This is a genomic window from Paractinoplanes maris (genome assembly GCF_023544465.1).
Taxonomy (GTDB): Bacteria; Actinomycetota; Actinomycetes; order Mycobacteriales; family Micromonosporaceae; genus Actinoplanes; species Actinoplanes maris.
Genome location: NZ_JALPVL010000014.1, coordinates 100304 through 119160, shown reverse-complemented (window position 1 = coordinate 119160; position 18857 = coordinate 100304). Strand labels below are relative to the sequence as shown.

At 71.6% G+C, this 18857-nt stretch carries 16 protein-coding genes; 9 read left to right on the top strand and 7 right to left on the bottom strand.

Going from position 1 to position 18857, the window contains the following annotated elements; all coding sequences use genetic code 11:
• Positions 1-53 precede the first annotated feature (53 nt).
• From NAG42_RS35405 to NAG42_RS45190, 3 genes are read left to right on the top strand one after another with little or no spacing between them, the layout of a single operon-like run.
• Positions 54-1550 (top strand): ATP-binding protein, encoded by a 1497-nt coding sequence (locus NAG42_RS35405; RefSeq protein ID WP_250036414.1) that lies wholly within the window; start codon positions 54-56, stop codon positions 1548-1550.
• On the top strand, positions 1547-2527 hold the full coding sequence (locus NAG42_RS35400; protein WP_250036413.1) for a PD-(D/E)XK motif protein: 981 nt from the start codon (positions 1547-1549) through the stop codon (positions 2525-2527). Before NAG42_RS35405 ends, NAG42_RS35400 begins: the two co-directional genes overlap by 4 nt.
• Positions 2524-5502, top strand: coding sequence for a Z1 domain-containing protein (locus NAG42_RS45190; protein WP_250036412.1), 2979 nt, complete (start codon positions 2524-2526; stop codon positions 5500-5502). Before NAG42_RS35400 ends, NAG42_RS45190 begins: the two co-directional genes overlap by 4 nt.
• Before the next feature lie 18 nt (positions 5503-5520).
• Here the strand turns inward: NAG42_RS45190 and NAG42_RS35390 are convergent, their stop codons facing one another.
• Positions 5521-6108: a dihydrofolate reductase family protein gene (locus NAG42_RS35390; protein ID WP_250036411.1), complete on the bottom strand. Its 588-nt coding sequence runs from the start codon at positions 6106-6108 to the stop codon at positions 5521-5523.
• Between the two features lie 29 nt (positions 6109-6137).
• A complete protein-coding gene (locus NAG42_RS35385; protein ID WP_250036410.1) occupies positions 6138-7055 on the bottom strand; it encodes a hydroxymethylglutaryl-CoA lyase in 918 nt (305 codons plus the stop codon).
• Between the two features lie 91 nt (positions 7056-7146).
• Between NAG42_RS35385 and NAG42_RS35380 the strand changes: the two genes are divergently transcribed.
• From NAG42_RS35380 to NAG42_RS35355, 6 genes are all read left to right on the top strand, one after another.
• Positions 7147-7788, top strand: coding sequence for a GntR family transcriptional regulator (locus NAG42_RS35380; protein ID WP_250036409.1), 642 nt, complete (start codon positions 7147-7149; stop codon positions 7786-7788).
• Complete coding sequence (locus tag NAG42_RS35375) at positions 7785-8978, top strand: CaiB/BaiF CoA transferase family protein (protein WP_250036408.1); 1194 nt, start codon at positions 7785-7787, stop codon at positions 8976-8978. Before NAG42_RS35380 ends, NAG42_RS35375 begins: the two co-directional genes overlap by 4 nt.
• An 8-nt stretch (positions 8979-8986) precedes the next feature.
• The gene (locus NAG42_RS35370) at positions 8987-11032 is read left to right on the top strand and encodes a hydantoinase/oxoprolinase family protein (protein WP_250036407.1); all 2046 of its coding nucleotides are present in this window, start codon (positions 8987-8989) and stop codon (positions 11030-11032) included.
• Between the two features lies 1 nt (position 11033).
• Positions 11034-12905, top strand: coding sequence for a hydantoinase B/oxoprolinase family protein (locus NAG42_RS35365; protein ID WP_250036406.1), 1872 nt, complete (start codon positions 11034-11036; stop codon positions 12903-12905).
• Positions 12902-13519: an isochorismatase family protein gene (locus NAG42_RS35360; RefSeq protein ID WP_250036405.1), complete on the top strand. Its 618-nt coding sequence runs from the start codon at positions 12902-12904 to the stop codon at positions 13517-13519. The genes NAG42_RS35365 and NAG42_RS35360 overlap by 4 nt, the downstream gene beginning before the upstream one ends.
• Positions 13520-13583: 64 nt before the next feature.
• Entirely contained in the window at positions 13584-13982 is a 399-nt protein-coding gene (locus NAG42_RS35355; protein ID WP_250036404.1) for a protein kinase family protein, read from the top strand.
• A 4-nt stretch (positions 13983-13986) separates the two neighbouring features.
• Here the strand turns inward: NAG42_RS35355 and NAG42_RS35350 are convergent, their stop codons facing one another.
• The 5 genes from NAG42_RS35350 to NAG42_RS35330 all read right to left on the bottom strand — a co-directional run bounded on the left by NAG42_RS35350 (position 13987) and on the right by NAG42_RS35330 (position 18774).
• Positions 13987-14613 (bottom strand): P-loop nucleotide/nucleoside kinase family protein, encoded by a 627-nt coding sequence (locus tag NAG42_RS35350; protein ID WP_250036403.1) that lies wholly within the window; start codon positions 14611-14613, stop codon positions 13987-13989.
• A 27-nt stretch (positions 14614-14640) separates the two neighbouring features.
• Entirely contained in the window at positions 14641-15657 is a 1017-nt protein-coding gene (locus tag NAG42_RS35345; protein WP_250036402.1) for a sensor histidine kinase, read from the bottom strand.
• On the bottom strand, positions 15650-16333 hold the full coding sequence (locus tag NAG42_RS35340) for a response regulator transcription factor (protein WP_250036401.1): 684 nt from the start codon (positions 16331-16333) through the stop codon (positions 15650-15652). The genes NAG42_RS35345 and NAG42_RS35340 overlap by 8 nt, the downstream gene beginning before the upstream one ends.
• Positions 16334-16396: 63 nt before the next feature.
• On the bottom strand, positions 16397-17734 hold the full coding sequence (locus NAG42_RS35335; protein WP_250036400.1) for a hypothetical protein: 1338 nt from the start codon (positions 17732-17734) through the stop codon (positions 16397-16399).
• A complete protein-coding gene (locus NAG42_RS35330; protein WP_250036399.1) occupies positions 17731-18774 on the bottom strand; it encodes an NAD-dependent epimerase/dehydratase family protein in 1044 nt (347 codons plus the stop codon). The genes NAG42_RS35335 and NAG42_RS35330 overlap by 4 nt, the downstream gene beginning before the upstream one ends.
• Positions 18775-18857 lie beyond the last annotated feature (83 nt).

The window sequence follows — 18857 nt, the reverse complement described above, 5'->3', positions numbered from 1 at the left end:
GGTGTTGCGCGAAAGCCGCAAAAGGCCAAATCTTCCCGCCTAGATTGGCAGGCGTGAGCGACGTGCTCGAGCGCAGAGTGCTGGAACCGGACCCCGGCATGATCAAGGGTCTGGGTGTGCACCACACGATGGAGTCCGCGGTCGCGGACCTGATCGACAACAGCGTCGACGCCGGCGCCGACCGGGTTCTCGTGCGGTTCGACACCGAAGGTGTCCAGCCGGTCGGCCTGCACGTCGCCGACAACGGGCGGGGGATGGACGGCCACCAGGTCGACGAAGCCATGCGATTGGGGCGCCAGCGCGACTACGGCGCCCGCGACCAGGGCCACTTCGGCATCGGCTTGAAGGCCGCCTCCTTCAGCCACGCCGATACCATCACCGTCCGCACCACCCCGGCGGGCGGCGAACGGCATGGCCGGCGTCTGCGTCGCGGCGATGTCCAGCGGGACTACAGCTGCGAGGTGCTCGACCCCACGACCCTGCACCCGGAAGCGTTGCTCTCCCGGGTCGGTGGAGTGACCGGCACGATCGTCAGCTGGTCGGACACCCGCTTTCCGCGTACCGGGGGCGCCGGACTCGGCAACTGGGTCGAGGACACCCGGACCCGTCTCAGTCAGCACCTGGGTCTGGTCTACCACCGGCTGATCGCGGCCGGGCGCCTGCGGATCGACATCGACATCTACGACCGTGACCTCGGCCGCGCCGGCATCCCCGAGTCGGTCGCCGCCGTCGACCCGCTCGGCTTCGCGGTTTCCGCCGTTCCCGGCTATCCGCGCACGCTCGTCGCCCACGTCGGCGGCGACCGCATCCCCCTGCGTTGCCACGTGGTGCCGCCCAAAGCGGGCGGGCCGAACTACCGCTTGTACGGCCGGGACGGCGCCGACTTCCAGGGCTTCTACGTCTACCGCCACGACCGGCTGCTGCAGGCCGGTGGCTGGAACGACGTGGTCACCGCCGATCGGGCCCGAGCCCTGGCGCGGGTCGTGCTCGACGATTTCGCGGCCCTGGCTCCGCACGTGCGGCTGAACCCCGAGAAGAAGGGCATCGTCTTCAGCCACGACCTGCACGGTGCGATCACCCGGGCCGTCGACGAAGCCGACCACCGTACGACCTTCGCCGACTACCTGAGCAGGACCGAGACCGTCTTGGCCGACTCCCGCAAACGCCAGCACAAGCGGCGGCCGATGGCCGAGCCGGCCAAGGGCCTGCACGAGGACGTCCGGCGGGTCATCAAGGCCGAGGTGCCGCTGCGGACCGAGGAGGAGCCCGTCCAGATCCGCTGGGACGCCATGGCCCCCGGACGCTTCTTCGAGCTCGACCGCGAGACCCGGACCATCTATCTGAACAAGAAGTACCGTTCGGTGCTCACCGGCGGCGCCACCGGCCTGAGCGACGCGCCGCTCCTCAAGACGCTGATGTTCCTGCTCACCGAGGACCACTTCAAAGGCCAGCAGTGGGGCCCGCGCGACAAGGACCTGCTCGAGGTCTGGGACGCCGTGCTCGGCGCCGCGGTGCAGGCCGAGCTCAATTACCGGAGCACCCGCCGATGAGCGCGCCCATCGCCGAACGGCATCTGTCCCGCGAGGCCCTGGCCGACTATCTGGCCGGAGCGCCCGCGGCCATCGGCGTCCCCGGCAACCCCCGCTGCCGCATCGACATCGACCCGCCGCGCCGCGAGATGGCGCTGCGCACCCCGCACGACGGCCAGGAGCCACCCGACCTCTCGCTCTACGAGTACGTCGAGGCCCGGGTCGTCCGCGACGAGGGTGCGGAGTGGACCGAGTTGCTGATCCGCTACGGCGACAGCGAATACGAGGCCTACCTTCTGCTCAGCGACATCGCCGACCTGATCCAGCAGGACGGGTTGCCGTTCGGCGCGGCGGTCCGGTCGTCGCTCACCACGTTCGGCGACCTGCTCACCCGGGTCGGCAGTCTGTCGGCCGAGAAACAGACCGGCCTCTACGGCGAGATGCTCTTCCTGGAGTCGTGCATCCGCGAGGTCGGTCCCGGGGCGGCGGTGCCGGCGTGGAAGGGTTTCGCCCGCAACGAGCACGACTTCGTGTTTCCCGGTGCCTGCTTCGAGGTCAAGACGACCCGTACGGAATCCCGCCGCCACACGATCGGCAGCCTGGAGCAGTTGCAACCCACCCCGGGCACGCCGCTCTGGCTGGTCTCGATACAGATCACGGCGGCCACGCCGGTCGTCGGACGCAGCCTGGCCGGGCTGATCGACGACGTACGCACCGCGGCCGGACCCGAAGTGGGCGCGCTCGACATCTCGCTGGGCCTGGCCGGCTGGCGCGAGCGCGACCGTCCGCTCTATCAGGACTGCCGGAGGCTGCGCAGCGCGGCGACGGCGTACGAGGTCGACGGCGGCTTTCCGGTGCTGAACCGCGCGGTGATCCAGCGCGGGTGCGCTCAGCCGTCGCTGATCGTCGGCGCCAGCTACGCGATCGATGTGACCACCCTCGAGCCCGGCCGGCCACCGTCGCCGGGCGACGCGTTTGTGACCGGGAGCGCGACGTGACCATTGCCGCCTGGGAGACCGCTCTCGACAGTGCCGTCACCGGACTGCGCAAGAACGGCCCGTCCGCTCTGCTCAAACCGATGAACGCCTACCTCGACGACGACCTGCCGCCCGCCACCGCCGACGACCTCGAGCAACTCCTGCTGGCACACAATCAACAGAGCAGCGCTGCCCTGCGCCATCTGGCTCTGCTGCTGGCCGAGTGGGATCTCGCGGAGGACCCGGCTTGGAAGGCCGAGGGCACCGCACCGCGAACGGCTGAGCGCCGTCAGTGGGTTTATGAGAGGTTGCGGCTCCCGGCCGGCGCCGCGGCTCGCCTCGACCTGCTGGCGCCGGTCGCCACTGTGAAGCCTCCGGGACCGATCAACGAGGAATGGGTTCCGTGGTACGAGGGGAAGCGGCTCGAGCAGTGGGCGTTCTATTGGCCCCACTACCGTGACTACCTGCTCGACCAGCGGGGCTGGCACGGTGGCACCGTGGCCGAGCTGGATGAGGCGACCACCAAGGTCATCCGGCGCATCGCCGACCCCACCAAGGCCGGGCCGGCGGAGCATCTGCAGAAGAAGGGCCTCGTCGTCGGCTATGTGCAGAGCGGCAAGACGGCGAACTTCACCGGTGTCATCGCCAAGGCCATCGACGCCGGCTACCGCCTCGTCATCGTGATGACCGGGACCATCGAGCTGCTGCGCTCACAGACCCAGCGACGCATCGACCGCGAGCTGGTCGGGCGGGAGAACCTGCTCGAGGGAGTGGAGAGCGAGACAGCGGCCGAGTTCGACTACGCCGACGACGAGGGCTGGGCCCAGGACGAGTTCGTCCGGCACGGCGACGGATTCGGCGACCTCGGCTATCCGGCCATCGAGCGGCTCACCCGGCTCAACAAGGACTTCGACATCCTGACGGCCGGGCCGGGCACGATGAAGCTGTACCCGAAGGACTCCAGCCGGCCGTACTACGACCCGGTCAATCTCCAGTCCGCCCCGGTGCGGCTGCTCGTGGTCAAGAAGAACGCCCACGTGCTGCGCAAGCTGGCCAAGGACCTGGCCAAGAGCAAAGGCCTGGATCAGCTGCCCACGCTGATCGTCGACGACGAGTCCGATCTGGCGTCGGTCAACACCAAGAACCCGGCCAAGACCGACGAACGCACCGCCATCAACCAGGCCATCGTCGATCTGCTCAAACGGCTGCCGCGGGCCCAGCTGGTCATGTACACCGCCACGCCGGCGGCCAACGTCTTCGTCGATCCGCAGGCCGAGGGCATTTTCCCGCGCAACTTCATCCTGCCCCTCCCCGAGCCGGCCGATTACATGGGCGTCCGCCACTTCCACGACGTCGAGTGGAACAGCGAGGATCCCAAGGACGACCCGGCCACCTCCAACGAAGTGGCCTACATCCGGCGGGTCGGGCCGCCGCCGGAGACCGCGGACGACCTGCCTCAGCGCGAGGCCGAGATGCTCGCCGCTCTCGACTCCTTCGTGCTGGCCGGCGCGATCAAAGTCTTCCGCGAGCAGGCCGGGGCCGCGCATTACCGGCACCACACGATGCTGGTCCACGAGACCGTGCGCAACGACGACCACGAGGAGATGGCGGAACTCGTCCTCGACGTGTGGAAGAAGGCGGATTACACCTCCGCGGCCTCGCTGGCCCGGCTGGAAGCTTTGTGGGAGTCCGATTACCGGCCGGTCTGCCGGGCCCGATCCGGCGGCTACCCGGTGCCCGGGTCGTTCGACGACCTGATCGGACCGATGGGCGAGGCCTACCGGCGGATCCGCGAGGTCCGGAACCCGGTGCTGATCGTGAACAGTGACGAGGTCGCACAGCGGAATCAGCAGGAGCTCGACTTCGACCGCAACAAGGTCTGGCGGATCCTGATCGGCGGAGCCAAGCTGAGCCGCGGGTTCACGGTCGAGGGCCTGACCATCTCGTTCTACACCCGCCGGGCTCTCCAGGGCGACACGCTCATGCAGGCCGGCCGCTGGTTCGGGTTCCGGCCGGGCTACCGCGACCTCGTCCGCCTCTACATCCGGCGGGATCCGGCCGGCACCCCCAAGCGGGTCGATCTCTACGAGGCGTTCGAAGGCCTGATGCGCGACGAGATGGCCCTGCGCGAGAGCCTCGCCGAGTACGAGTCGGTCGCCGAGGACGGCAGCGCGTCGGCGCTCGAACCGTGGCAGGTGCCGCCGATCGTCAGTCAGCACCTGCCCTACCTGAGGCCGGCGGCCCGCACCAAGATGTTCAACGCCGTCATCCGGACGGTCGGGGAGTCGGGCAGCCTCAAGGACCGTTATGGCGTACCGGCCCAGGACGACGACGAAGGCAAGCGGACGAACTACGACCTCATCGTCCCGCTCCTCGCCCGGGCCGGTCGGGAGAACTCGGCGCACTTCGTGTCCAGCCGCGGCCCCAAGGTCGAGGGAACCTTCGAGGCCAAGGTGCTGCCGGTCGAGGCGGATGCTTTCGTGCGAATGCTCGAGCAGTTGCGCTGGAACGAGGGGTACCGGGAGGTCATCGATCCGGTCGTCCGGTTCTACCGCCGCCTGCTCAACCAGGGGCGGCTCAACCAGGCGGTTGTGGTGTGGCCTCAGCTCAAGAACATGGCGACCTACGACTTCCCCGGTCTGGGCCCGGCCCAGGCGATCAACAAGAAACGGCGTAGCGACCGGCCGGACACGTTTCCGGGCAGCGACCCCAAGCACCGCAATGCGCTCAATCGTCTGGCCGGCTCGAAGAGCGGCGTCGCCGATGTGACTGCCGACGCCTTGTGCCTTGAGCACGGCAAACCGGCCGGTCTGCTGGTCTATCTGACCCTGGACCGTGAAGATCCGCTCCCGGCCGGGTCGCCGGTGTCCAAACATGATGTGGTCCCGCTGCTGTCACTGGTCGCACCGGCCGACTCGACTCCGAACGGCCGCTCGACCATCGAGTGGACGGTCAAGGGCGCCCAGGGCGAAGCCACCGTCGACCTCACTCCCTGACCGCCGGCGCCGGTGCGGTCACTCGGTCGCGACCTTGCCCTCGATGTCGCCGGCCGGGGTGTAGATGACTCGGATGACGCCGGTCGGGAAGAGCTCGGTCGTGGTCACCTTCAGGTGGTACGGGGTGTCGCCCTCGTCGAAGAGGCGGCGGCCCTTGCGGGCGGCCACCGGGTGGACGTAGAGGCGTAGTTCGTCGACCAGGCCGGCGGCCAGCAGTTGCTGGACCACCGAGATCGAGCCGGGGACGAGGATGCCGTTGACGGCGGGGTCGGACTTGAGGGTGGTGGCGGCGTCGAGCAGGTCGCCGTCGATCACCTCGGAGTGGCGCCAGGTGAACCGCTGGGGGCGGCGGGAGGCGACCACCTTGCGGATGTCGCCGAGCTGCTTGGCGAACGGGGCGTCCTCGCCGCCGGCGGCCTCGCGCTCGGGCCAGGCGCCGGCGAAGCTGTCGTAGGTCTCCCGGCCGATCAGCAGGACGTCGGCGGTGTCGTAGTCCTCGGCCACCGCGCGGCCCATGTTCTCGTCGAAATACGGGAAGTGCCAGTCGGGGTCGATCTCGGCTACGCCGTCGGCCGCGATGAACAAGGTCGAGATGATTTTCGCCATGCCTTCCAGACCGGGGGCGGCGGGGAAACTCATCGGCCCCCGGAGACGGAATCCGGGAGGGAACCGGGAAAGAGGCCGGCCCGGGCCAGTTGACCCGGGGCCTGGTGGCCGAGCAGCTCACCCAGGCGGGCAGCCAGCGGCAGCAGCGGCTCGATGTCGACGCCGGTGTCGAAGCCGCTGCGGTGCAACAGATACAGCAGGTCCTCGGTGGCGATGTTGCCGGTCGCGTCGGGGGCGAAGGGGCAGCCGCCGATGCCACCCGCGCTGCTGTCCAGGGCCACCGGCGCCGAGCCCGCCAGCTCGGCCGCGGCCAGCGCGTTGGCGTAGCCGGTGTTGCGGGTGTTGTGGAAGTGCCAGCGCAACGGGATGCCGAGATCGGCCACCGCGTGCAGGGCCCGGACCTGGGCCGGCACACCCACGCCGATCGTGTCGGCCAGGGCCAGCTCGTCGGGTCCCGCCTCGGCGCACGCCTCGATCACCGAGCGGACCCGGGACACCGGAACCTCGCCCTCGAACGGGCAGCCGAACGCTGCCGCCACGGTCACCGTCGTCCGCAGCCCGGCCTCGCGGGCCCGGCCGGCGATGCGGGACCAGGCCGCGATCGCCCCGGCGGTGGGGACGCCCTGATTGCGCTCGCTGAACGTGTCGGTCGCGACGACCACCACGTTGACCTCGTCCAGGCCGGCGGCGATGGCGCGGTCGAGCCCGCGCTCGTTGAGCACCAGCCCGATCCACGACACCGCCCCGCGCGGCAGCCCGGCCGCGACCGACTCGGCGTCGGCCATCTGCGGCACCCGCCGGGGGTGGGCGAAGCTGACCGCCTCGATGCGGCGGACCCCGCTCGCCACGAGCGTGCCGATCAGGGCCAGCTTGTCCGGGGTGGACACCAGGGCGCTCTCGTTCTGGAGCCCGTCGCGCGGGGCGACCTCGACGATCGAGACCGTCATTGCATACAATCCGACGTTTTCATGGAGCCACTCTTGCGGAAACACGGGGATCATGGCAAGGATTGCATGCAATCAACGGCAAGGAGGCCCGGTGCGACCAGCGGCGGAACAGGCGGCGCAGTCCCTGCGCGACGAGATCCTCTCCGGGGTGATCCCGTCCGGCACCCGGCTCGGCGAGGCCGAGCTGGCCGGGCGGCTGTCGGTGAGCCGCACGCCGATCCGCGAGGCGTTGTCCCGGCTCGCCGCCGAGGGCCTGGTCGAGATCCAGCCGCACCGGGGGGCCCGGGTCGCCACCTGGTCGGCCGAGCAGTTGCGGGAGATCTTCGAGCTCCGGCTGCGGCTCGAGCCCTATGCCGTACGCCAGGCCGTGCCCAACCTCGATGTGGAGCAGATCGCCGAGCTGGACGAGCTGGCCACCACGATGCTGCGGGCCGGGAAGCCGGGGCGCCACCAGGATCTGACCGTGATCGTCGAGCTGAACCGGCGGTTCCACGGCCTGTTCATCGACGCCGCCGGCTCCCCGCCGCTGGCCCAGGCGCTGCGCGGCGTCACCCACGCGGCCGTGGTCACTCAGAACTTCCACGACTACGCGCCGGACGCGCTGCTGCGCAGCCTGCACCACCACGTCGAGATGGTGGCCGCGGTCCGGGCCGGCGCCGGGGAGTGGGCCGAGGCGATCATGCGAGCCCACCTCTACAACGCTCGCGCCACGATGATGGGGGGACGCTCATGACCGGGCCGCTGGGAGATCTGCGGGTGGTCGAGTTCGGGCAGCTCCTGGCCGGGCCGTTCTGCGGGCAGCTGCTGGGCGACTTCGGCGCCGAGGTGGTCAAGGTGGAGGACCCGGGGCGCGGCGACCCGATGCGCCAGTGGGGCCGGGAGAAACCGCACGGCAAATCGCTGTGGTGGCCGGTGGTGGCGCGGAACAAGAAGTCGGTCACGTGTGATCTGCGGACACCCGAGGGTCAGGCCCTGATCCGGCAGCTGATCGACACGGCCGACATCGTGGTCGAGAACTTCCGGCCGGGCACGCTGGAGCGCTGGGGCATGGCCCCCGAGACGCTGTGGCAGACCAATCCGGGCCTGATCATCACCCGGGTCACCGGTTACGGCCAGGACGGCCCCTATGCGAGCCGGGCCGGGTTCGGCTCGATCGGCGAGGCCATGGGCGGGATCCGGTACGTCATGGGGGAGCCCGGCGGGCCGCCGGTGCGCGCGGGCATCTCGCTCGGTGATTCGCTCGCGGCCACGTACGCCTGCCTGGGCACGCTGGTGGCGGTGCACGCCCGCACCAGCACCGGGCGCGGTCAGATCGTCGACTCGGCGATCTACGAGGCCGTGCTGGCGATGATGGAGTCGCTGCTGCCCGAGTGGGCGGTGGCCGGCTATCAGCGCGAGCGCACCGGAGCCACCCTGCCCAACGTGTCGCCCAGCAACGTCTATCCGACCGGCGACGGCGACCTGATCCTGATCGCCGCCAACCAGGACACCGTGTTCGGCCGCCTGGCCACCGCGATGGGCCGGCCCGGGCTGGCCCAGGACCCGCGCTACGCCACACATTCCGCCCGCGGCGCCGCGATGGCCGAGCTCGACGGGCTGATCGCCGAGTGGACCTCGACGCTCGGCGCCGAGGCTCTGCTGGCCGTCCTGCACGAGAACGGCGTGCCGGCCGGGCGGATCTTCCGGGCCCGCGACATGTTCGCCGACCCCCACTTCGCGGCCCGCCAGGCGATCGTCTCGGTGCCGCACCCCGACTTCGGCGAACTGCCGATGCAGAACGCGACCCCGAAGCTGTCGGCCACCCCCGGTTCCGTGCGGACCGCCGGACCGGCTCTGGGCGAGCACAACGACGAGGTGTACGGCGGCCTGCTGGGCCTGGACGAAACGGAGCGCGCGCGCTTGCGCACAGCCAAAATCATTTAAGGAGAGCGATGTCATATCGGCTCGGTGTGGATGTGGGCGGCACGTTCACCGACGTGCTGCTGGTCGACGAGGATTCCGGAATCACCTGGCGGGCCAAGACCGCCTCGACGCCGAGCGATCAGTCCGTGGGCGTCCTGAACGGCATCGACAAGGTGTGCGCCGAGGCCGGCATCGACCGGGCCGAGGTGGCGCACGTGCTGCACGGCACCACCGTCGCGACCAACGCCATCCTGGAGGGCAAGGGCGCGACCGTCGGCCTGGTCACCACCAAGGGCTTCCGGCAGGTGCTGCAGATCGCCCGCTCGTTCGTGCCCGGCGGCCTGGCCGGCTGGATCATCTGGCCCAAGCCGGAGCCGCTGGCCGCGCTGGAGAACACCGTCGAGGTGCCCGAGCGGGTGGCCACCGACGGCACCGTCGTCACCGAGCTCGACGAGGAGGCGACCCGCGTCGCCCTGCGTAAGCTGCGCGGCAACGGGGTCGAGGCGCTCGCCGTCTCGCTGATCAACGCGTTCGCCAACGACGCCCACGAGCGCCGGATCGCCGAGCTGGCGGCCGAGGAGCTCCCCGGCGTCGAGGTGTCGCTGTCCAGCGTCGTGCTGCCCGAGATGCGGGAGTACGAGCGCGCGCTGACCACGGTGGCCAACGGCTACGTCCAGCCGCAGGTGGCCCGGTACGTCACCAACCTGACGGCCCAGCTGGCCGCCGAGGGTGTGCCGGCCGAGCTGTCGATCCTGCGCAGCGACGGCGGTCTGTCGGCGGCCGGCGCGGCGATCGCGGCCCCGGTCACGATGCTGCTCTCCGGCCCGGCCGGCGGCGTGACCGGCGCGGTCTGGGTCGCCGAGCAGTCCGGGCACACCGAGCTGCTGACCTTCGACATGGGCGGCACCTCGACCGATGTCGCGCTCGTGCAGAACGCGCAGGCCCGGATCGGGCGCGAGACCAAGGTCGGCGACCTCACGGTCCGGGCTTCCGCGGTCGACGTCCGCACGGTCGGCGCCGGTGGTGGGTCGATCGCCCACGTTCCGCAGCTGACCCGGGCGCTGCGCGTGGGGCCGCAGTCGGCCGGGGCGGAGCCGGGCCCCGCCGCGTACGGGAAAGGGGGAACCGAGCCCACGGTGACCGACGCCAACGTGGTGCTCGGCTATCTGCCGTCCACACTGGCCGGTGGCGAGATCACCCTGGACCGCGAGGCGGCCCGCACGGCGGTGCAGGCGGTCGCGGACGCGATGGGGCTGGAGAGCGCCGAGGCGGCCGCGGCCGGGATCATCGACATCGTCAACGAGAACATGCTCGGCGGGCTGCGGCTGGTCAGCGTGCAGCAGGGGTTCGACCCGCGGGACTTCGCGCTCGTCGCGTTCGGCGGGGCCGGGCCGTTGCACGCCAACGCGCTCGGGAAGCTGACCGGGGCGTGGCCGGTGATCGTGCCGCCGTCGCCCGGGGTGCTGTGCGCGCTCGGCGACGCGACGACCTCGGCCCGCGACGAGTCCGCGCGGACCGTGCTGCGCAAGCTGGGCGACCTGCCGGCCACCGAGTTCGCGTCGGTCTTCGGTGAGCTGGCCGAGGCCGCGGGCCGCCGCCTGGTCGAGCAGGGTGTGCCGGCCGACCGGCAGACCATCACCTATTCGGCCGACGTCCGGTTCGTCGGGCAGGGCAACGAGCTGCCGATCGCCTTCGACCTGGCGGACGGGCCCAAGGGGCTGGCCGCGAAGTTCGACGCCGAGCACGAGCGCCTGTTCTCGTTCACCCTGCCGGTCGACCACGAGCTGGTGAACGCGCGGGCGACCGTCACCGGGGACCGGCCCCGGGTCGCGCCGATCCGGCTGGACGCCGCCGGCAGCGCGGATCCGGAAAGCTCCGGGCACACCCGCGTCTACGTCGACGGCGAGTTCGTGGAGGCCGCGTTGTTCGACCGGCTCGGGCTGCGGGCGGGCCACGTGGTCACCGGCCCGGCCATCGTCACCGAGATGGACTCGACGACCCTCGTTTTGCCCGGCCACATCGCCACCACCGACCCCAGCGGCAGCCTGCTCATCACCCCGGCCAAGGAGGCCTGAGATGGCGACCCTCGTGGAGACGGCCACCGGGCCGATCACCCGCACCGACGTCGACCCGATCACCCTCGACCTGGTCGAGAACGGCCTGCGCAACGCCCGCTACGAGATGGACGAGGTGCTCTTCCGCACGGCGTTGTCGCCCGGCATCCGGGAGCAGCACGACGAGTTCCCGCTCATCGCCGACCCGGACGGCAAGATGGTGGTGGGCCAGTTCGGGCTTTCCATCCCCGATTTCCTGGCCGGGTTCGAGGGGGACATCCGCGAGGGCGACGTCCTGCTCACCTCCGACCCCTACTCGTGCGGCGCCGCGATCAGCCACGCCAACGACTGGCTGGTCGTCCTCCCGATCTTCGTCGACGGCCGGGTCGTCGGCTGGTCGTCGATGTTCGGGCACATGTCCGACGTCGGCGGCAAGACGCCGTCCTCGATGCCGACCGACGCCCGGACGATCTTCGAGGAGGGTGTGGTCATCCCGCCCTTCAAGCTCTACGCCGGCGGCCAGATCAACGAGGACGCGCTGCGCATCATCCTCAACCAGGTGCGGGTGCCCGACTGGAACAGGGCCGACCTCAACGGACTGGTCGCGGCCTGCCGGACGGCCGCCCGCCGGGTGCGGGAGATGTGCGCCCGGTTCGGCGTCGAGACCTACCTCTCGGCCCTGGACGCCCTGCTGCAGCGCAACTACGACGCGATGAAGACGTTGCTGCAAGTGGTGTTCGAGGAGGGCCGGACCCTCTCGTTCACCGACTACATCTGTGACGACGGCGTCGGCTACGGGCCGTACGAGTTGAAGTTGTCCCTGACCCGCACCGGCGAGCGTGTGCACCTGGACTTCAGCGGCTCGTCACCGCAGGCCATCGGCCCGGTCAACTACTACCTGAACGAGAACCTGGCCCGGATGTTCTTCGGGATCTACATGATCACCGTGGCCGATCCGCAGATCCTCTGGAACGACGGCTTCTATCCGCTGGTCGACGTGACGATCCCGGACGGCTCGTACTGGAAGCCCAAGCACCCGGCCGCGCTCAACGCCCGCAACCACGGCATCGGCCGGGTCTTCGACCTCTTCGGTGGCCTGCTCGGGCAGACCAACCCGGCGCTGCTCAACGCGGCCGGCTTCTCGTCGTCGCCGCATTTCATGTATTCCGGGAACTACTCCGGCGGCGACCGCAAGGGGGAGTGGTTCCAGCTCTACTCGATCGGGTTCGGCGGCATCCCGGGACGGCCGCTGGGCGACGGCCCCGACGGGCACTCGTTGTGGCCGAGCTTCGTCAACATCCCGTGCGAGTTCCTCGAGTCGTACTACCCGCTGCGTATCGAGCAGTGGGAGACGGTGGCCGACACCGGCGGTGCGGGGCTGCACCGCGGCGGCAACGGCGTCGATGTGGCCTACCGGTTCCTCGAACCGGGCACGATCGCCATCCACGACGACCGGTGGCTGATGTACCCGTGGGGCGTCAACGGCGGCGCGCCCGGGGCCCGGGGCACGAAGTGGCTCGACCGGGCCGACGGCTCGCACGAGGTGCTGCCCAGCAAGTGTCACGACGTGCCGGTGCGCCCGGGCGACGTGCTGCACTTCGTCACCTGGGGCGGCGGCGGGTGGGGCGACCCGCTCGAGCGGGACCCCGGCCTGGTCGCCCTGGAGGTCCGGCGCGGACTGGTCACGGCTGAGGGCGCCCGGTCGTACGGTGTGGTGGTGACCGGCGACGACGGGGTCGACGAGCCGGCGACCGAGGAACTCCGCCGCTCGATGCGGGCGGCCCGGCCCGGCGAGCTGCCCGTGTTCGACATGGGCGGCTCGATGGAGGACATCCTGGCCCGGTGCGAGGAGGAGACCGGTCTGCCCGCTCCGCGCAAGCCGGTGTGGACGTGACGGTGACCCCGTTCGGCGGCGCCCTCGGCTGGGGGCGCCGCCCGGCTCTGCTCCTGATCGACATGATGCGGGCCTACTTCACCCCGGGCAGCCCGTTCGACCTGGGCTCCCGGCAGTCGCTGGCGGGGTGCGCGGCTCTGCTCGCGGCGGCCCGGTCGGCCGGCATCCCGGTGCTGCACACCCGCGTACGCTTCTCGCCCGACCTCAGCGACGGCGGCCTCTTCGTGCGGAAGGTGCCCGCCCTGGCCGCCCTGGTCGACGGGGCCGAGGTCGCCGAGTTCGTGCCCGAGCTGATGCCCGCCCCCGGCGAGGTCGTGGTCACGAAGCAGTACGCGTCGGCCTTCTTCGGCACCTCGCTGGCGGCCACCCTGACCGCCCGTGGCGTCGACACCACGATCATCGGCGGCGTCTCCACCTCGGGGTGCGTGCGGGCCAGCGCCACCGACGCGTTGCAGCACGGTTTCCGGCCGGTGGTGGCGGCCGATGCCTGCGGCGACCGCACTCCCGAGGTGCACGACGCCAACCTCTTCGACCTGGGCGCGAAGTATGCCGATGTGGTCACGGTGGACGAGGTGCTCACCCGGCTCGGCGGGTGGGGTGAGGATACCGGCTAGCCGGTAGTGCGGTTGGGTGCTCGCAGCCACGACACGAGGCCCGGCGGCGACAATGCTCAGTGGTATGAGAGCTGTCTTGGACGCCCCGGTCACCCACCGGCTGATCGACACGATCCGCGAGGACGGCCCGTTGCCGATCGGCCGGGTCCGCGCCATCGCCGTCCAGCTCCTCGACGCGCTGGAGGCCCTGCACGAGTCCGGCGCCGTCCACGGCAACGTCCACCCCGGCACGGTCGAGCTGCACGCCGACGGCCGCGCCACGTTCCCGGTCACCACGGCCGGCCGATCCAGCGTGGCAACGCCGGCCGGTGACCTGATCTCGCTCGGCGCGACGCTGTTCGCGGCCACCGGCGGCCGGCCCGGCCCGATGCGCCCGGTCATCGAAGCCCTGCTGACCGCGAGCCCCGGCGACAGCTGGCCCATCGCCCGGCTCCGGGCCGCGTTCACGGGCCCAGCAGCGTGACGGCTCAGTCAGCAGCCCGCAGTTCTCCCGAGTGACCGATCAGCTCCCCGTTCAAGCTCTGCGCGAGGGAGGGCCAGAACCGCTGAGCCCAGTCGAACCAGCTCTCCTCCCCGGGCGGCGGGGAGGGCGGAGGCGAACCGGAGAGCTCGTCCGCGCCGGGGATCTCGAACTGCTCCCGCCAGGGGTCGAGTTCCGCCTCGGCCATGGGAAAGGTCTGCTCCGGCGTATGTTTCCAGCGGTCCTGGATCCGGTTCCACTGCACGTCGCGTTCCACCGGCAGGTACACGATCTCGCAGGTGGCTCCGACCGAAGCGGCCATCCAGCGCAAGGCGGAGCGTTCGTCGCGCGACCAGAATCCGAAGTCGAGAACGACGTTGAGCCGCAGGCGCAGGGTGTCGATGGCCAGGGCGACGAGTCTCCCCTCCAACAGCCACCGTTTGCCGCCGGGCTCTTGATGACGGTCTTGCCGGCCGAAGAGGGTGAGCGCCCACTCATCGGGGGTCAGCCGCAGGGCTCCCCGCTCGGCCGCCAGCTTCCGGGCTCGAAAGGTCTTCCCCGACCCGGGCAGACCTACCATCAAGAACAGAGTCGGGCCATGATCCGCCCGCGTATCTCTCTCCGCCTCGTTCATGTGCTCCATGGTGCCCGGCAACGGGCTTCAGGAGCGGCTGGGCAGGCGGACGACGAAACGGCAGCCGGAGCCCGTGTTCCCGACGCCGACCTGGCCGCCGTGCGCCTCGACCAGACCGCGGACGATGGCCAGGCCCAGCCCGCCGCCCGCGGTGCCGGCCGGGGCCGGGCTGCGGGCCCGCTCGCCGCGGAAGGCCACGTCGAACACCCGTGGCAGATCGGCCTCCGGGATCCCGCCGCAGGTGTCGGTGACCGCCAGCCAGGCGTCCCGGTCGTCGTGGCCGGCCTCGATGTGCACCGTGCCGTCCGGTGGGGTGTAACGCACCGAGTTGACCAGCAGGTTGGTCACCACCCGGCCGAGCTCCGGCTCGCTGCCCAGCACGACCGGCCAGCCGGACTCGGCCGCGACCAGCTGGATCCGCCGGTGGGCGGCCAGCGGCGCGGTGGCGGCGATGGCCTCGGAGACGACGTCGCCCAGCGGGACCTGGGCCAGGGCCAGCCGCAGCGCCCCCGCGTTGATGCGGGACAGTTCGAACAGGTCGTCCACCAGGTGGGTCATCCGGTCGGTCTCGATCCGGATCCGGCGGTGGTAATCCGCGACAGCGGCCGGTTCGGCCACGATGCCGTCCTCGAGGGCCTCGGCCATGGCCCGCAGCCCGGCCAACGGGGTGCGCAGGTCATGCGAGACCCAGGCCACCAGTTCCCGGCGTCCCGCCTCCAGCTGCCGTTCCCGCTTGCGGGCCTGCGCCGACCACATGGCCGCGGCGGCCAGCCGGCGGCCGAACGTGATGCCGACGGCCAGGCTGACCACGGCCGCCGCGAGCACGGTGAGCACGACGACCTGCAGGTCGTGGGCGGACAGGAACATGGCCTCGGCGACCGTGACGACCCCGGCCACGACGGCGGCGACCGTGACGACGAGCAGGACCCCGACGTGGACGGCGATCGACCGCCCACCGAGCCGGCGCAGCACCAGCAGTCCGACCGCGCCGACCACGGCACCGGCGCACAACGCGTAGACCGCGATCAGCAGCAGGTCAGTCATGGCCGGGCTCGTAGCGGTAGCCGACTCCCCAGGCGGTGACGATCCGCCGGGGCGCCGCCGGGTCCTGTTCGATCTTTTCGCGCAGCCGCCGGACGTGCACGGTGACGGTCGACTGGTCGCCGAACTGCCAGCCCCACACCTGTTCCAGCAGCTCGGCCCGGGACCAGGCGCGGGCCGGGTGGCGCAGCAGGAAGACCAGCAGGTCGAACTCGCGGACGGTCAGCGCCAGCGGCCGGTCACCGATCCGGGCCACCCGGCGCCCGGTGTCGGCGGTGAGCTCGCCGTCGCGCAGCAGGGCGGTCCCGGTCGTGGGTGGGCTGCGGCGCAGCACCGAGCGGACCCGCAGCACGAGCTCGCGCGGGGAGAACGGCTTGGTGACGTAGTCGTCGGCGCCGACCTCCAGACCGACCACCCGGTCGGCCTCGTCACCGAGGGCGGTCAGCATCACCACCGGCAGCTCGGGCAGCCGGTGCCGCAGCCGCCGGCACACCTCGAGGCCGTCCAGGCCGGGCATCATCAGGTCGAGTACCACCAGGTCGGGCCGGTCCTCGGCGACGGCGGCGAGGGCGGCCAGGCCGTCGGCGGCGAGGCGGACGCGGCAGCCGTCCTGTTCGAGATAGCGGCGGACGACGTCGCTGACGGTCGGGTCGTCGTCGACGACGAGCACGTGGGGCACAGCACGACGCTACCCAGGCGGGAGCGGATCGCGACGGCCCGGGACCTTTCAAGGTTCTTACGGTCACCAGGTGGTCAGCAGCAGATGGTTGATCAGCAGAGCCACCACGGCCTGGACGGCCAGCCAGAACCGCCGGTCGGGCGCCGGGATCAGACCCGCGCCGGCCATCAGCCAGACGGCGAACGGCAGCCAGATCCGTTCCACCTCGGCCTTGCTGTAGCCGGACAGGTCGGCGGCCAGGACGGTCAGCAGGGCGGCGGCGGGCAGCAGCACCGCCGGGCCGAGCCCGATCGGTCGCCGGGCCGCCCGCCGCAGGACCACCGCGGCGGCCGGCCCGGCGCAGACGGCCAGCAGGGCCAGGTCGGCCCAGACCCAGTACGCGTACGGGCGGACGCTCGCGATGCCCTGGTAATAGCGGATCGAGACCAGGTGGTAGCCGTCGAGCCACCAGAAACCGGCGAGGGTGAACGCCCCCACGACGGCCGCGACCCCGATCGTGGCCACGCTGAGGGGCAGCCGGGGGATCGGGCGCACCCGGGCCGCGAGGAGCACCACGGCCGCGGCGGGCACGGCCAGCAGGACCAAGCCGTACGACAGATAGAGGCACCCGCCCAGCAGCAGACCCGCACCGGCCGCGGCCACCACCCGGCGGCCGGTCAGCGCGACCGCGAGCAGAGCCAGCCCGCTCGCGGCGATCCCGGCGAACAGGCCGTCGGCCGAGGCCCCGATCCACACCGCGCCGGGAAACAGCACCAGGAACGGAACCGTGGCGCGGGCCGCGGCCTCGTCGCCCAGCACCCGTACGGTCACCGGCACGGCCACCGCGCACAGGGCGCCGCCGGCGACGCAGACGATCGCGGCCCAGCCGCCGCCACCGAGCCCGATCCGGTCGAGACCGGCGAAGACCAGCAGGGCACCCGGCGGATGCCCGGCGACGTGGGTGGTCCAGGAGTCGGGCTGGAAGTCGACGATGCGGCCCGCGAAGCCGCGCAGCAGGGCCGGCACGCCGGTGACCTCGCCGACCTCGCTGAGGTATTCGTGGCTGGTGGTGAGCCGGCCGGCCAGGCCACGCTGCCAGCCGTCGATCAGGGCGAGGGCCAGGATCCAGGCCACCGACGCGGCGTAGGCCACGGCGAGCAACCGGCGCCACGACAGGGTGGTCGCGAGCCGCGGGCCGTGCCAGACCACCAGCACTCCGACGGCCAGCGCGGCCGGGGTGCCGGGTCCGGCGTGGGGCAGCCAGCGGCCGGTGAACGGGGCCGAACTGGCGTGCACCGGATGCCCGGCCAGATAGAGCGCCGCCCCCACCAGAACGGCGAGCACCACCAGCGCCACGGACGCACCGGCGGCGACCAGGTCGGCGCGGCGCCCGGTGACCGGCGCGGTGCGCGTGCCGGTCACCGGCGCAGGGCTGCGTGGGCGAACTCGGCCATCCCGGCGGCCAGTGCGGTCGAGGCCGTGAAGCCCAGCTCGGCGGCGGACCGCGCCGGTGAGGCGACGATGTGCCGCACGTCGCCCAGGCGGAACTCGCCGGTCACCACCGGGCGCGGACCGTCGACGGCGCCGGCCAGTTCGGCTGCCATCTCGCCGACGGTCGCCGCCCGGCCGGAGGCCACGTTGAACGGGCGGAAGCCGGTGACCTCGGCGTCGAGGGCGGCCACGTTGGCCCGGGCCACATCGGACACGTGCACGAAGTCGCGCCGCTGACCGCCGTCCTCGAAGACCCGCGGCGCCCGGCCCGCCTCGAGCGACGACCGGAAGATGGCCGCGACCCCGCTGTACGGCGTGTCCTTCGGCATCCCCGGCCCGTACACGTTGTGGTAGCGCAGCGCGGCCACCGAACCGCCGGTCTGCCGGGCCCAGGCCGCGCTCAGATGCTCCTGGGCCAGCTTGGTGGCGGCGTAGACGCTGCGCGGGTCGAGCCGGGCGTCCTCGTCGACCAGATCGGGCGTCAGCTCGCTCCCGCAGAGGGGGCAGGCCGGCTCGAACCGCCGGGACGCCAGGGCGGACACCTCGCGGGCGGCGGGCCGCACCGGACCGTCCTGCGGACAGGTGTAGGCACCCTCGCCGTAGACCACCATCGAGCTCGCCAGCACGAGCCGGTGCACCCCCTGCCGGGCCATCCCGGCCAGCAGCACCGCCGTCCCGAGGTCGTTGCAGCCGACGTAGTCCGGCAGGTCGTTCAGATCCACCCCCAGGCCGACCATCGCCGCCTGATGCACGACCACGTCGATTCCCTGGAGCATGCCGGCCACGGTGGACGAGTCGCGGACGTCGCCGCGCACCAGCGGGGCGCCGTGCACGTCGCGGGGGAGCGGGCCGCGGTGCGCGGCCGGATGGGCGGAGTCGAGCACCCGCACCTCGTGCCCGGCGTCGAGCAGGGCCGCGGTCACGTGGGTGCCGATGAAACCGGCGCCGCCGGTCACGAGTACGTGGGTCACGCGACCGACCGTAGAGGCGGCCGGCCCCCGTTCCCGGGTCACCGGGCAGGACGTCAGCGGTTCGTAAGAACTGCCGGCGACGT

Coding starts and splice junctions, on each gene's coding strand:
- NAG42_RS35400 (WP_250036413.1), top strand. CDS start 1,547: ATGAGCGCGCCCATCGCCGAACGGCATCTGTCCCGCGAGGCCCTGGCC.
- NAG42_RS35390 (WP_250036411.1), bottom strand. CDS start 6,108: ATGGCGAAAATCATCTCGACCTTGTTCATCGCGGCCGACGGCGTAGCC.
- NAG42_RS35385 (WP_250036410.1), bottom strand. CDS start 7,055: ATGACGGTCTCGATCGTCGAGGTCGCCCCGCGCGACGGGCTCCAGAAC.
- NAG42_RS35375 (WP_250036408.1), top strand. CDS start 7,785: ATGACCGGGCCGCTGGGAGATCTGCGGGTGGTCGAGTTCGGGCAGCTC.
- NAG42_RS35370 (WP_250036407.1), top strand. CDS start 8,987: ATGTCATATCGGCTCGGTGTGGATGTGGGCGGCACGTTCACCGACGTG.
- NAG42_RS35365 (WP_250036406.1), top strand. CDS start 11,034: ATGGCGACCCTCGTGGAGACGGCCACCGGGCCGATCACCCGCACCGAC.
- NAG42_RS35355 (WP_250036404.1), top strand. CDS start 13,584: ATGAGAGCTGTCTTGGACGCCCCGGTCACCCACCGGCTGATCGACACG.
- NAG42_RS35350 (WP_250036403.1), bottom strand. CDS start 14,613: ATGAACGAGGCGGAGAGAGATACGCGGGCGGATCATGGCCCGACTCTG.
- NAG42_RS35345 (WP_250036402.1), bottom strand. CDS start 15,657: ATGACTGACCTGCTGCTGATCGCGGTCTACGCGTTGTGCGCCGGTGCC.